The organism is Acidocella aromatica (genome assembly GCF_014201825.1).
Taxonomy (GTDB): domain Bacteria; phylum Pseudomonadota; class Alphaproteobacteria; order Acetobacterales; family Acetobacteraceae; genus Acidocella; species Acidocella aromatica.
The window spans coordinates 59,397-72,462 of record NZ_JACHFJ010000011.1; the positions used below are offsets into that span (position 1 = coordinate 59,397).

General features: G+C 64.5%; 13 protein-coding genes. All 13 read left to right on the plus strand.

What is annotated here, in order from left to right:
• The 13 genes from HNP71_RS11260 (at nucleotide 1) to trbL (ending at nucleotide 13,064) form a co-directional block, all read left to right on the plus strand.
• On the plus strand, nucleotides 1-336 hold the full coding sequence (locus HNP71_RS11260) for a DUF736 domain-containing protein (protein ID WP_183267021.1): 336 nt from the start codon (nucleotides 1-3) through the stop codon (nucleotides 334-336).
• A 4-nt stretch (nucleotides 337-340) separates the two neighbouring features.
• Nucleotides 341-1,057 carry a lytic transglycosylase domain-containing protein gene (locus HNP71_RS11265; RefSeq protein WP_183267022.1) on the plus strand — a complete coding sequence of 239 codons (717 nt, stop codon included), beginning with the start codon at nucleotides 341-343 and terminating at the stop codon, nucleotides 1,055-1,057.
• A 244-nt stretch (nucleotides 1,058-1,301) separates the two neighbouring features.
• On the plus strand, nucleotides 1,302-3,041 hold the full coding sequence (locus HNP71_RS11270; protein WP_183267023.1) for a relaxase/mobilization nuclease domain-containing protein: 1,740 nt from the start codon (nucleotides 1,302-1,304) through the stop codon (nucleotides 3,039-3,041).
• Between the two features lie 39 nt (nucleotides 3,042-3,080).
• Nucleotides 3,081-5,069, plus strand: a complete 1,989-nt coding sequence (locus HNP71_RS11275) for a conjugal transfer protein TraG (RefSeq protein WP_183267024.1) — start codon at nucleotides 3,081-3,083, stop codon at nucleotides 5,067-5,069.
• 7 nt (nucleotides 5,070-5,076) lie between these two features.
• Complete coding sequence (locus tag HNP71_RS11280; RefSeq protein ID WP_183267025.1) at nucleotides 5,077-5,505, plus strand: ribbon-helix-helix protein, CopG family; 429 nt, start codon at nucleotides 5,077-5,079, stop codon at nucleotides 5,503-5,505.
• A 3-nt stretch (nucleotides 5,506-5,508) separates the two neighbouring features.
• The gene (locus HNP71_RS11285; protein ID WP_183267026.1) at nucleotides 5,509-6,297 is read left to right on the plus strand and encodes a DUF2971 domain-containing protein; all 789 of its coding nucleotides are present in this window, start codon (nucleotides 5,509-5,511) and stop codon (nucleotides 6,295-6,297) included.
• Between the two features lie 291 nt (nucleotides 6,298-6,588).
• Nucleotides 6,589-7,536 carry a P-type conjugative transfer ATPase TrbB gene (trbB, locus tag HNP71_RS11290; protein ID WP_456304188.1) on the plus strand — a complete coding sequence of 316 codons (948 nt, stop codon included), beginning with the start codon at nucleotides 6,589-6,591 and terminating at the stop codon, nucleotides 7,534-7,536.
• Nucleotides 7,533-7,865: a TrbC/VirB2 family protein gene (locus tag HNP71_RS11295; RefSeq protein WP_183267028.1), complete on the plus strand. Its 333-nt coding sequence runs from the start codon at nucleotides 7,533-7,535 to the stop codon at nucleotides 7,863-7,865. Before trbB ends, HNP71_RS11295 begins: the two co-directional genes overlap by 4 nt.
• Entirely contained in the window at nucleotides 7,865-8,143 is a 279-nt protein-coding gene (locus HNP71_RS11300; protein WP_183267029.1) for a VirB3 family type IV secretion system protein, read from the plus strand. Before HNP71_RS11295 ends, HNP71_RS11300 begins: the two co-directional genes overlap by 1 nt.
• A 14-nt stretch (nucleotides 8,144-8,157) precedes the next feature.
• On the plus strand, nucleotides 8,158-10,596 hold the full coding sequence (trbE, locus tag HNP71_RS11305; RefSeq protein ID WP_183267030.1) for a conjugal transfer protein TrbE: 2,439 nt from the start codon (nucleotides 8,158-8,160) through the stop codon (nucleotides 10,594-10,596).
• Nucleotides 10,593-11,351, plus strand: coding sequence for a P-type conjugative transfer protein TrbJ (gene trbJ / locus HNP71_RS11310; protein WP_183267031.1), 759 nt, complete (start codon nucleotides 10,593-10,595; stop codon nucleotides 11,349-11,351). Before trbE ends, trbJ begins: the two co-directional genes overlap by 4 nt.
• Nucleotides 11,352-11,361: 10 nt before the next feature.
• On the plus strand, nucleotides 11,362-11,691 hold the full coding sequence (trbK-alt, locus tag HNP71_RS11315; RefSeq protein WP_183267032.1) for a putative entry exclusion protein TrbK-alt: 330 nt from the start codon (nucleotides 11,362-11,364) through the stop codon (nucleotides 11,689-11,691).
• Between the two features lie 2 nt (nucleotides 11,692-11,693).
• Complete coding sequence (gene trbL / locus HNP71_RS11320; RefSeq protein WP_183267033.1) at nucleotides 11,694-13,064, plus strand: P-type conjugative transfer protein TrbL; 1,371 nt, start codon at nucleotides 11,694-11,696, stop codon at nucleotides 13,062-13,064.
• Nucleotides 13,065-13,066 lie beyond the last annotated feature (2 nt).

Sequence of the window (13,066 nt, forward strand, 5' to 3'; positions counted from 1 at the left end):
ATGCCGCAAATCGGTCAGTTCACCCGCGAAAACTCCGGCTTTGTCGGACGCATCCACACTTTCACCGTCTACCGCGAAGTGACGGTCGTACCCGCCGACCCATCCGACGCTGAGAACGCGCCCGACTACCGCATTCATCACGGCGATGGCGATGGGCCGGAAATCGGTGCTGGCTGGAAACGCACCGGCGAGCGTGCCGGCGAATACATCGCGCTCGTGATCGACGATCCGGCATTGCCGCAGCCGATCCGCGCCAACTTGTTCCGTGACGATGACGCCGGCAACGCCTGGTCGCTGCACTGGAGCCGTTCGGTCAAGCGCGACGGCAAGGACTGAGTCCATGCGCCGCGCCGTCTTCCTCCTCCTTTCCGGCCTGTCCATCGCATGCACGGGTCCGGGGCCGGTCTTCGCACAAGCGCCGGGTGTCACCCGCCCGTCACCCCGCGATCCCTATGGCGAACACATCGCCGAGGCGGCGCAGCGCTTCGAACTTCCCGCCACCTGGATACGCGCTGTACTCGCCGCCGAAAGCAACGGCGACCCACGCGCCATCTCGCCCAAGGGTGCGATGGGCCTGATGCAGGTCATGCCGGAGACCTGGAGCGATCTGCGTCTCCGCCATCGCCTCGGCAGCGATCCTTTCGATCCGCATGACAACATCGTCGCCGGCGCGGCCTACATCCGGCTGCTCTACGATCGCTACGGATCTCCCGGCTGGATCGCCGCCTACAATGCCGGACCCGGCCGCTACGAGGCGTCGTTGAAGGGCCGCCCGCTCCCGCCCGAAACCCGCGCCTATGTCGCAACAGTCGCGCCCAATCTCGATGGTGCTCGCGATCCCGATGCTACCGTGGTCGCGGCGATCGATCCGCTGGCCTGGACTCGTTCGGCGCTGTTCGTCGCGCAACAGACGAGCAAGCCAGCCGCCGATTCCGTGCCGGCCAAGCGTCCGTCGAGCGATGCTACGACGACGCCGATCGTGCGCGATGTCTCCGCCATCGTGCCGCAATCGAACGGGCTGTTCGTCGCGCGGTCAAGCGCCGGAACGGCGCAATGATCGCGCGGGTTCCTGATCGCACGATAGCGCGTTCCAGCGTGTCATGGAGAGCGCAGAGGGAGAGCGCGGGCAACACGACCGGAGGATGGCGAGATAAAAAGCCGCGAGGTGCGGCAGTTGGCGGTCGTGTTGTTTCAAGGGGTTATGCAGCAATTTTGCGAGGTGTGGATTTTAGCCGCACCTCGTGGAATTGGGGATTCCTCCTTGGTTTCCGTGGCCTATCGCGATGTGCGGGGTCTCACCCATGACCGGCGAGAACGATTTCAACATACGGCCAGGACGTATCCGCTCGTCCGGGAAACAAAGCATGCGGCCCTTCATCGCGCAGGCGCTCGCCGCGGCGCAGAAGGCCGGCGCACGCATCTCACGCTCGGGGCGGATCACCTCTGGAAACCGCTCGACCTTCGGCCGCGGCCGCACGGCGAGCGTTCGCGCCAATCGCCTCCTGACCGGCCGGTCCCGCATCGTCGTGATCAAGACGCGCGTGGTGCGCCATCACGCGCGCGCCACACCGCTCAAGTCCCATCTCAACTATCTGCGCCGCGAGGGCGTGACCCGTGACGGAGAAAAGGCACGGCTGTTCGGACCGGGCAGCGACGACGTGGACGGCCGGGCCTTCGCGGAGCGCTGTGAAGAAGACCGGCATCACTTCCGGTTCATCGTCTCGCCGGAGGACGCCGTGGAGATGACGGATCTCCGGGGCTTTGCCCGCGAGCTGATGGGCCAGATGGAAAAAGACCTCGGCACAAAGCTCGATTGGGCCGGCGTCGATCACTGGAACACCGACAATCCCCACGTCCACATCATCCTGCGTGGTCGCGCCGATGACGGCCAGGATCTCGTCATCGCTCGCGACTACATCAAGGAAGGAATGCGCGCCCGCGCCGCCGATCTCGTGACGCAGGATCTGGGGCCGCGCACCGATCTCGACATCCGCCGCTATCTCGACCGCCAGGTCGAGGCCGAGCGCTGGACGCAGCTCGACCGTCAGCTCGTTCGTGACGGACGTGACACCGGCGTGATCGACATGGCGCCCGACCGCCAAGCGCAGCCCGACGAATATCACGCCCTGAAAGCCGGCCGCCTGCGCACGCTGGAATCCCTCGGTCTCGCGGATCAGGTCGGTCCCGGCCAATGGATGATCGCAGATGGAGCCGAGGCAACGCTGCGCGAATTGGGCGAGCGCGGCGACATCATCAAGCGGATGCACCGCGCCTTGACCGAACGCGGCATCAAGCGTGGATCGGCGAACTATGTGCTCGCCGCCGAGAACCTCGATACGCCGATCATTGGCCGGCTGGTCGATCGCGGTCTCGACGACGAGCTGAAGGGCACAGCCTATGCCGTGGTCGACGGCGTTGACGGCCGCACCCATCACATCAAGCTGCGCGACCTCGATGCCGCCGGCGACAGCGTACCGGGATCGATCGTCGAGTTGCGCAAGTTCGAGGATGCCACTGGCGAGCGCCGCGTCGCGCTCGCCGTGCGGTCCGATCTCGACATCGACCGTCAGATCACCGCGTCAGGCGCCACGTGGCTTGATCGTCAGAACATCGCCCGCGAGCCAGTCGCGCTCTCCGACGGCGGCTTCGGCGCCGAAGTACGGCAGGCGCTCGACCAGCGCGCTGATCATCTGGTCGAACAGGGTTTCGGCGAGCGGCACGGCCAGCGTGTCACCTTTAGCCGCAACCTGATCGAGACGCTGCGCGGCCGGGAGCTGGAGGCGCTGGGCGAGAAGCTCGCTGCCGAGACCGGCCAGCCCTTCAACCGCGCGGGCAGCGGTGAATATGTCGCCGGCTCCTATCGCCAGCGCTTCACGCTCGCCTCCGGCCGCTTCGCCATGATCGACGACGGTCTGGGCTTTCAGCTCGTGCCCTGGACGCCCTCGCTCGAAAAGCAGCTCGGCCGCCACGTCTCAGGCATCGCCCGCGACGATGGCGGCATCGACTGGAGCTTCGGTCGCAAACGCGGCCTCAGCCTTTGATCCTTCTCCAAAGAACCTTTGTCACAAAAGGAATTGCAGATGTCCGCTACGAAAATCCTGTGGGGCCAAATCCTCGCCGTCTTTTCCATCGTTCTCTTCTGTGTCTGGGGCGCGACCGAATGGGTCGCTTGGCGCCTAGCTTTTCAGCCCGAACTCGGACACCCGTGGTTCAAGCTGCTCGGCTTCCCCTTCTACTATCCGCCCGCCTTTTTCTGGTGGTGGTATGGCTATGATGCCTATGCGCCATCGATCTTCATCGAGGGCGCCTATATCGCGGCCTCCGGCGGTCTGATCGCCGCCGCCCTGGCGATCGGCATGTCCGTCTGGCGAGCGCGCGAGGCGAAGAAGGTCGAGACCTATGGCTCGGCGCGCTGGGCAGAGGTCGCGGAAGTGAAAGCCGCCGGACTGCTCGGCCCTGACGGCGTGGTGCTCGGCCGCTATGCCCATGAATATCTCCGCCACGATGGCCCGGAGCATGTGTTGTGCTTCGCTCCGACCCGATCGGGCAAGGGCGTTGGTCTCGTCATTCCCTCGCTGCTGACCTGGCCGGGCTCGGCGATCGTCCACGACATCAAGGGTGAGAACTGGCAGCTCACTGCGGGCTTTCGCGCTCGCCACGGTCGCGTGCTGTTGTTCGATCCGACCAATGCCAAATCCTCGGCCTACAACCCGCTGCTCGAAGTGCGACGCGGCGAATGGGAGGTGCGCGACGTGCAGAACATCGCCGACATCCTGGTCGATCCGGAGGGTAGTCTCGAAAAGCGCAGCCATTGGGAAAAGACCAGCCATGCCCTGCTGGTCGGCGCAATCCTGCATGTCCTCTATGCGGAAGAGGACAAGACGCTCGCCGGCGTGGCAGCCTTCCTCTCCGATCCCAAGCGCCCGATCGAGTCGACGCTCGCCGCCATGATGAAAACCGCGCATCTCGGTGATGCCGGACCGCATCCGGTGATCGCCAGCGCTGCCCGCGAGTTGCTGAACAAGTCCGACAATGAGCGGTCGGGCGTCCTTTCGACCGCCATGTCGTTCCTCGGCCTTTACCGCGATCCCGTGGTCGCCGAGGTGACGCGCCGTTGCGATTGGCGGATCACCGACATCGTGGATGGTAAGCAACCCACGACGCTCTATCTCGTCGTGCCGCCCTCCGACATCAACCGCACCAAGCCGCTGATCCGCCTGATCCTCAATCAGGTCGGCCGCCGCTTGACCGAGGATTTGCAAGCCAAGGCCGGGCGTCACCGCCTGCTGCTCATGCTCGACGAGTTTCCGGCTTTGGGCCGGCTCGACTTCTTCGAGTCGGCGCTCGCCTTCATGGCCGGCTATGGGCTCAAGAGCTTCCTGATCGCGCAATCGCTGAACCAGATCGAGAAAGCCTACGGCGCGAACAACTCGATCCTCGACAACTGCCACGTCCGCGTGAGCTTCGCCACCAATGACGAGCGAACCGCCAAGCGCGTGTCGGACGCGCTGGGCACCGCCACCGAAATGAAGGCGATGAAGAACTACGCTGGCAGCCGCCTTTCTCCCTGGCTGGGGCACTTGATGGTGTCGCGCTCGGAAACCGCCCGACCGCTGCTCACCCCCGGCGAGGTGATGCAACTTCCCGCCACCGACGAGATCGTCATGATCGCCGGGACGCCGCCGATCCGCGCCAAGAAGGCCCGCTACTTCGAGGATCGCCGGTTACAGGAGCGCATCCTGCCGCCACCGGCGCTGACCACTCCGAAGCAGGGCCGCCCCGACGATTGGACCGCCTTGCCCGTGCCGCCGCGCCCGCAAATCGCGGAGCCAAAGCTCGCGCCAGAAGGTCAAGACGACGACCCGACCGAATCCGAACGTCGTCGTCAGCCCGAACTCAGCCGCGCGAAGCCGGTCGAAAGGAAGGAGCCTGCCGAGAACGAGTTCGAGATCGGCATGACCGATGACGACGATGATGATGACGCCTCTCGCAACAGCCGAGTGAACCGCCTCATGCAGGGTGTCGCTCGCCAAGCTTCGCTCGATCCCGGCGACGGCATGGACCTGTGAGGCTCCGATGACCAAATCCACCCGCAAACAGCGGCTGTCCGTCTATCTCGATCCCGCCGTGATGAACCGCCTCGTTGATCATGCCGCGCGGCGGGATCAATCCCGATCGCTGATCGCGGAAGCCGCCATTGAATCCTTCCTGTCACCCGACGCCGCCGAGCGGCAGGAAGCCGCCATCACCAAGCGGCTCGACCAGTTCGACCGCCGCATGACACGGCTCGAACGTGATCTCGGGATCTCCGTCGAGATGTTCGCCGTGTTCGTGCGCTTCTGGCTCGCCACCACGCCGGCGTTGCCCGAACCCGTCGCCAAGGCAGCCCACGCGAAAGCCGCTGAACGCTACGGCGCCTTCGTCACCGCGCTCGGGCGGCGGCTCGCAAAGGGGCCGAAGCTGCGGCAGGAAATCGCGGAGGACGTTCTGGCGCAAGAAGAGTAGAGTTTGTTCGATACGATGGCCGCGAAAGTCGCGAGCAAAGGACATAAGATGACAGAGGGAAATTATCTTAATCTGGCCGATGACGAGCTGGACCAGCACATCTACCGGATCATGCGCCAGGATTATGTAATCGCGCTCTTCGCCGACCGGAAAAATGTTCTGAGCCAGGTGCATAACTGGAAGGATAAATTTGAGAATTTCCAACTCAAACTCGGAGGCATTCTCAACGGCGAGCGCTTCGATTTCGGCTTTTCGAATGATTTTGTGGGTCAATGCTGGACGCGCGAGTATTTGTCGGAGGCAATGTGGGGAATCTATGCCAACGATCCGCAGGTTCGTTTTCTCCGGATTCGTTCGACACCGCGCAAGCTTCTGACGGCCCTTGTCGAAGCGCATGAAAAGATGCCGCAGGACACCTGCTTCATCGGAAAGGTCCAGTATAAGCGCGAAGACCAACTTCAGGCCTTCGTGCAGAATGGAGAACAGTTGGACCTTAGGCCGCAGCGATTTGCGCAGAGCCTGCTGCTCAAACGACATGCCTTCCAGCATGAAAGCGAGGTGCGACTGCTATATTTTGGCAATGCGAAGGACTATGATGTTAAGGGCCTTTATCGCTACCCTGTCGATCCATACGCAATGATCACGCAGATCATGGCCGATCCCAATCGCGATCGTACCAATTGGCTTGCAGACAAAGCGGAAATACAAAAAGCGACGGGCTTCGAGGGTGATATTAAACGCTCGAAAATCTACGATGCACCTGAATGGGACATACCAGCTTTCAGCAGTTAGCCGATGTCATGCGGGCGCCTCCATAGAGCTTTTGATTTTCTGACCATGGGTGGAGGTGCGGCCTCGTAACCTGACAATCGATATGCCTCACCTACCTCGGATTTCGGCCACACCGCCGTTCTCCTGTATTTGCACGCTAGGCTACTACACCCGTAAATCCTTGTTGAATCGGCCCTAAATCAGGCTCTTTTAATCGACCCCGCAAGGGGAAGACCAGTCGATCCCCGCTGAACTCGGGGCGACATGAAGGCTTCACATCACAATTCGGAAGGTCTGGCGCGGGGCGCAAGGATGCTGCGCACCGCGCTCGGCCCGGCCATCGCCCGGTTTCTCGAAGATCCGTCCGTCGTCGAGGTGATGCTGAACCCGGACGGGCGCATCTGGATCGACCGGTTGTCCGAAGGGTTGTCCGACACGGGCGAACATCTCGCACCCGCCGATGGCGAGCGCATCGTGCGCCTGGTCGCGCATCATGTCGGCGCCGAGGTTCATGCTGGCGCGCCGCGCGTCTCGGCCGAGTTGCCCGAAACGGGCGAACGGTTCGAGGGGCTGTTGCCGCCCGTCGTCGCGGCGCCTGCTTTTGCGATCCGCAAGCCGGCCGTCGCCGTGTTCACGCTCGACGATTACGTCCGTACCGGAATCATGTCCGCCGCACAGGCCGAGGCGTTGAGGGCGGGCGTTGCCTCCCGCGCCAACATTCTCGTCGCCGGCGGCACCTCGACCGGCAAGACGACGCTCACCAATGCGTTGCTCGCCGAGGTGGCCAAGACCTCCGATCGCGTCGTCATCATCGAGGATACGCGCGAGTTGCAATGCGCCGCGCCCAACCTCGTCGCAATGCGCACCAAAGATGGCGTCGCCTCGCTCTCCGATCTCGTTCGCTCGTCACTGCGCCTGCGCCCCGATCGCATCCCGATCGGCGAGGTGCGCGGCGCCGAGGCGTTGGACCTTCTGAAGGCTTGGGGGACAGGCCATCCCGGCGGCATCGGCACCATCCACGCCGGTTCGGCCATTGGCGCGCTGCGCCGCATGGAGCAACTCATCCAGGAAGCCGTCATCACCGTCCCGCGCGCGCTGATCGCCGAGACGATCGATCTCGTGGCGGTTCTCGCCGGCCGTGGCTCCAAGCGTCGCCTTGCGGAACTCGCTCGTGTCGAGGGCCTCGGCCCCGACGGCGACTATCGCGTCATCCCCCTCGATTCCGTTTCTCCCCAGCCCGAAGAAGGAATTTCCTCATGATGCCTGTCGTGTTTCGTCTGCGCCGCCGTCTCGCGGCGTCAGTCTCCATTGCCGCCATAAGCCTGACGATGGCCGCGCCAGCCCATGCCTCCGGCTCATCGATGCCGTGGGAACAGCCGCTGCAACAGATCCTGCAATCGATCGAAGGCCCAGTCGCCAAGATCGTCGCGGTGATCATCATCATCTCCACCGGCCTGACGCTCGCCTTCGGCGACACCTCGGGCGGTTTCCGCCGCCTGATTCAGATCGTGTTCGGTCTCTCCATCGCCTTTGCGGCCAGTTCCTTCTTCCTGTCGTTCTTCTCGTTCAGCGGCGGGGCGCTGGTCTGATGGTGGGCGTCGTCGATCAGGGAGACGTGCCCGGCTACACGGTCCCGCTTCACCGGGCGCTGTCCGAGCCGATCCTGCTTGGCGGCGCTCCGCGCGCGATCGCCATCATGAACGGCACGCTGGCGGGTGCGATCGGCCTGGGGCTTCGCCTCTGGCTGGTTGGCCTTGCCATCTGGGCCATCGGCCATGTCGCCGCCGTCTGGGCGGCCAAGCGCGACCCCCACTTCGTCGATGTGGTGCGCCGTCATCTGCGCATCCCTGCCCATCTGTCGGTTTGAGCGAGGGCGCAACGATGATGAACCTCGGCGAATATCGCAACCGCAACAGCCGGCTGGCCGATTTTCTGCCCTGGGTCGCGCTGATCGGTGAAGGCATCGTCCTCAACAAGGACGGCAGCTTCCAGCGCACTGCGCGCTTCCGTGGGCCTGATCTGGATTCGGCGGTGCCCGCCGAACTGGTCGCGGTGGCGGGACGATTGAACAACGCCTTCCGTCGTCTCGGCTCAGGATGGGCGATCTTCGTCGAAGCACAGCGCCACGTCTCCAATCGCTATCCCGAGAGCCGGTTTCCGGATTCGGCCTCTGCGCTGGTCGATGCCGAACGCAAGGCCGACTTTGAAGAAGCCGGAGCACATTTCGAGTCGAGCTACTTCCTGACCTTCACCTATCTGCCGCCGGCCGAAGATGCCGCGCGCGCCGAAAGCTGGCTCTATGAAGGCCGCGACCAGAAGGGACTCGATCCCCGCGAGGCTCTGACCGGCTTCGCCGATCGCACCGATCGCATCCTGCGCCTCGTCGAAACCTTCATGCCAGAATGCGCCTGGCTCAATGATTCCGAGACGCTGACCTATCTGCATGGCTGCGTCTCGACCAAGAGGCACCGCGTGCGCGTGCCTGAAACGCCGATATATCTGGACGCACTGCTCGCCGATCAGCCGCTGACCGGCGGCCTCGAACCCCGGCTCGGCAACCAGCATCTGCGCGTACTGACCATCACCGGCTTTCCGACCGCGACCACGCCGGGACTGCTCGACGAGCTGAACCGATTGGCGTTTCCGTATCGGTGGAGCACGCGCGCGATCCTGCTCGACAAAACCGACGCCACCAAGCTCCTCACCAAAATCCGCCGCCAATGGTTCGCCAAGCGCAAGTCCGTCGCAGCGATCCTGAAAGAGGTGATGACCAACGAGGCGTCGGCTCTGGTCGATACCGATGCCTCGAACAAGGCGGCGGACGCCGACCTGGCGCTACAGGAACTCGGCGCGGACTATGCCGGCATCGCCTATGTCACCGCCACCGTGACGGTGTGGGATGCCGATCCACGCACCGCCGACGAAAAGCTGCGCCTGGTCGAGAAAGTCATCCAAGGCCGTGACTTCACCGCCATGCCCGAGACCATCAACGCGGTAGACGCCTGGCTCGGCAGCTTGCCGGGGCATGTCTATGCCAATGTCCGCCAGCCGCCGATCTCGACGCTCAATCTTGCCCACATGATACCCTTGTCAGCGGTGTGGGCGGGGCCGGAACGGGACGAGCATTTTGCAGCGCCCCCACTGCTCTTCGGCAAGACCGAAGGTTCGACCCCGTTCCGGTTTTCCCTCCACGTCGGCGATGTCGGCCATACGCTGATCGTCGGCCCGACCGGCGCCGGCAAATCCGTGCTGCTGGCCCTCATGGCCTTGCAGTTCCGCCGTTATCTTGGCGCGCAGGTGTTCGCCTTCGACTTCGGCGGCTCGATCCGCGCCGCAGCACTCGCCATGCGCGGCGACTGGCACGATCTCGGGGGCGGTCTGACCGGAGGCAGCGCTGCGAGCGTATCGCTGCAACCGTTGGCCCGCGTCGATGACACGGCCGAACGGGCCTGGGCAGCCGACTGGACCGTCGCCATCCTGATGCGCGAGGGCGTGCCGATCAGCCCAGAGGTGAAGGAACATATCTGGACGGCGTTGACCTCGCTCGCCTCCGCGCCGATCGAAGAACGCACCATCACCGGGCTTTGCGTCCTGCTCCAGTCCAACGATCTGAAGCAGGCGTTGCGCTCGTACTGCGTCGGCGGCCCTTACGGTCGGCTGCTCGACGCCGAGCGCGAACATCTCGGCACCGCGACGGTGCAAGCGTTCGAGACCGAAGGGCTGATCAGCACGGAAGCGGCGCCGGCGGTGCTCGCCTATCTGTTCCACCGCATCGAAGACCGGCTCGATGGCTCGCCGACGCTCATCATCGTCGATGAAGGCTGGCTCGCCCTTGATGACGACGGCTTCGCCGGCCAGCTCCGCGAATGGCTGAAGACGCTGCGCAAGAAGAACGCCTCCGTCATTTTCGCCACGCAGTCGCTCAGCGACATCGACGGCTCCGCCATAGCGCCGGCCATCATCGAGAGCTGCCAGACCCGGCTGCTGCTCCCGAACGAGCGCGCGATCGAGCCGCAGATCACCGCCATCTATCGCCGCTTCGGCCTCAACGACCGGCAGATCGAGATCATCGCGCGGGCGATGCCGAAGCGCGACTATTACTGCCAATCGCGCCGCGGCAACCGGCTGTTCGACCTGGGGCTCTCCCAGGTGGCGCTGGCGCTCTGCGCCGCATCGTCCAAGACCGATCAGGCCGCCATTGCCGCCGTCATCGCCGAGCATGGCGTAGATGGCTTCCTGCCGGCCTGGCTGCGCCAGCGCAACGTCGGCTGGGCCGCCGATCTCATTCCCAACCTCACCAACCTGGAGACACTGCCATGACCTTGCGTCGCTTTCGTGCGGCGCGGCTCGCCGCCGCGCTGCTCATCGCTCCCGTCGCGCTTACCCCCATGCTGGCAACGCCCGCCTACGCCATCATCGTGTTCGATCCGGCGAACTACGCCCAAAACGTTATGACCGCAGCGCGGGAACTTCAGCAGATCAACAATGAGATTTCTTCGCTTCAGAACGAAGCGCAGATGCTCATCAATCAAGCCCGCAACCTGGCGAGCCTGCCTTACTCCTCGCTGCAACAACTCCAGCAGTCGGTGCAGCGGACGCAGCAACTGCTCGCCCAAGCGCAGAACATCGCCTACAACGTCCAGCAGATCGACCAGGCGTTTCAAACCAAGTACGCCAACGTCTCCATGTCGGCGTCGGATGCGCAGCTCGTCGCCGACGCCAAGACCAGATGGCAAAACACGGTCGGCGGCTTGCAAGACGCGATGCGCGTGCAGGCGACCGTCGTCGGCAACATCGACACCAACCGCACACAAATGTCGGCACTGGTCGGATCGAGTCAGTCGGCGACTGGCGCTTTGCAAGCGACACAAGCCGGCAACCAACTCCTCGCCCTTCAGGCCCAGCAACTCGCCGATCTCACAGCCGTTGTCGCCGCCAATGGCCGCGCGCAAGCGCTGCAATCGGCCGAACAGGCCGCCGCCGCCGCGCAGGGGCAGGAACAACGCCGTCGCTTCCTGACGCCGGGCGCGGGCTACCAGCCCGGCAACGCACAGATGTTCTACAGCGGCAATTGAGGGCAGCGCGATGGACGGCAAGACCCTCGCTCGCATCGGCGCCATCGTTTTCGTCGTGCTCGCCATCGTCGCGGCGGTGATCGACGTGAACCGCCCGGACAATCCGCAGGTCGGCCTTGCCATGCCGAGGCGCCCCGTCATCGAGAGAGATCCACTCGATGCGGAACTCGCCAGGTGCAGCGGACTGGGCGAAGCCGGGCCGCGCGATCCGTCATGCCTGAAGGTTTGGGCCGAAAACCGTCGCCGTTTCCTCGGCCAACCGGCTGCCAGTACGCAATCGCCAACACCGGGTGACACGCCCGCGAGCGCTCTCGCTCCCACCGTGAACGGAGATCGCTGACTATGGGCGGCACCGGCGTCATCGACCAATTCCTGGCCGTCTTCACTCGCTACATCGACGGCGGCTTTGGCCTGCTGCGCGGCGAGGTCGGCTTCATCGCCTCGACCCTGATCGTCATCGACGTGACGCTGGCCGCGCTGTTCTGGTCGTGGGGCGGCGACGACGACATCATGGCCCGTCTCGTCAAGAAGACGCTGTTCGTCGGCGTCTTCGCCTATCTGATTTCCAACTGGAACAACCTCGCCCGGATCATCTTCGAGAGTTTCGCTGGCCTCGGCGTGAAAGCGTCGGGAACCGGTTTCACCACGGCGCAATTGCTGCAACCCGGCCAAGTCGCGCAAACCGGCCTCGATGCCGGGCGGCCACTGCTCGATTCCATCTCCAACCTGATGGGCTACTGGTCGTTCTTCGAGAACTTCATCCAGATCGCCTGCATGTTGTTCGCCTGGGCGCTGGTCTTGCTCGCCTTCTTCGTTCTCGCGATCCAGCTCTTCGTCACCCTGATCGAGTTCAAGCTGACGACGCTCGCCGGTTTCGTGCTGATCCCATTCGGATTGTTCGGAAAATCCGCCTTCATGGCGGAGCGCGTGCTCGGCAACGTCATCTCGTCCGGCATCAAGGTGCTGGTCCTCGCCGTCATCATCGGCATCGGCTCGACGCTGTTCTCGCAATTCACCGCTGGTTTCGGCGGCGCGACGCCGACCATCGATCAGGCCATGGCGATCGTGCTCGCCGCACTGTCGCTTCTCGGGCTCGGCATCTTCGGTCCTGGCATAGCCAATGGCCTCGTCTCCGGCGGGCCGCAGCTTGGCGCGGGCGCGGCGATCGGCACCGGACTTGCCGCCGGCGGCATGGTCGCGGCCGGGGCCGCCACTGTCGGCGCGGTTGCCTCCGGCGGCGCTGCCCTCGCGGGTGGCGCTGCTGCCGCTGCTCGCGGCGGGGCGGCGCTGGCAGGCGGAGCCTCGACCGCCTACAGCCTTGGCGCGACCGGCCAGTCCGGAGCATCGGGCGTCGCCTCGGGTCTCGGCGGTGTCGCCAATGCCGGTGCGCAAGCTGCCGTCTCGCCGCTGAAGCGCGCGGCCTCCAGGGCCGCCGACAGCCTCAAATCCAGCTATCAGACCGGCAGCCGCGCCGCCTTCGAGGCGACGGGTGGATCATCGACCGCCGGCACGGTTGGCGGCGATTCCGCTGAGACCGAAGCCGCAGCAACCGGCGCGTCCTCGTCGTCCGCCGCGGACGGCCCGCCAGCCTGGGCGCAGCGCATGAAGCGCTCGCAACAGATGACCCATGGCGTTCAGGCCGCCGCCCATGCCGTGCGTAGCGGCGACAGTCATGGCGGTGGTTCTTCCGTCAACCTTTCTGAAAGCGACTGACC

Excerpts from the sequence above, each read along its gene's own strand:
- trbE (WP_183267030.1), top strand. The coding sequence starts at position 8,158 with ATGATGAACCTCGGCGAATATCGCAACCGCAACAGCCGGCTGGCCGAT.
- trbK-alt (WP_183267032.1), top strand. The coding sequence starts at position 11,362 with ATGGACGGCAAGACCCTCGCTCGCATCGGCGCCATCGTTTTCGTCGTG.
- trbL (WP_183267033.1), top strand. The coding sequence starts at position 11,694 with ATGGGCGGCACCGGCGTCATCGACCAATTCCTGGCCGTCTTCACTCGC.
- HNP71_RS11260 (WP_183267021.1), top strand. The coding sequence starts at position 1 with ATGCCGCAAATCGGTCAGTTCACCCGCGAAAACTCCGGCTTTGTCGGA.
- HNP71_RS11275 (WP_183267024.1), top strand. The coding sequence starts at position 3,081 with ATGTCCGCTACGAAAATCCTGTGGGGCCAAATCCTCGCCGTCTTTTCC.
- HNP71_RS11295 (WP_183267028.1), top strand. The coding sequence starts at position 7,533 with ATGATGCCTGTCGTGTTTCGTCTGCGCCGCCGTCTCGCGGCGTCAGTC.
- HNP71_RS11265 (WP_183267022.1), top strand. The coding sequence starts at position 341 with ATGCGCCGCGCCGTCTTCCTCCTCCTTTCCGGCCTGTCCATCGCATGC.
- trbB (WP_456304188.1), top strand. The coding sequence starts at position 6,589 with ATGCTGCGCACCGCGCTCGGCCCGGCCATCGCCCGGTTTCTCGAAGAT.
- HNP71_RS11300 (WP_183267029.1), top strand. The coding sequence starts at position 7,865 with ATGGTGGGCGTCGTCGATCAGGGAGACGTGCCCGGCTACACGGTCCCG.
- HNP71_RS11280 (WP_183267025.1), top strand. The coding sequence starts at position 5,077 with ATGACCAAATCCACCCGCAAACAGCGGCTGTCCGTCTATCTCGATCCC.
- trbJ (WP_183267031.1), top strand. The coding sequence starts at position 10,593 with ATGACCTTGCGTCGCTTTCGTGCGGCGCGGCTCGCCGCCGCGCTGCTC.
- HNP71_RS11270 (WP_183267023.1), top strand. The coding sequence starts at position 1,302 with ATGACCGGCGAGAACGATTTCAACATACGGCCAGGACGTATCCGCTCG.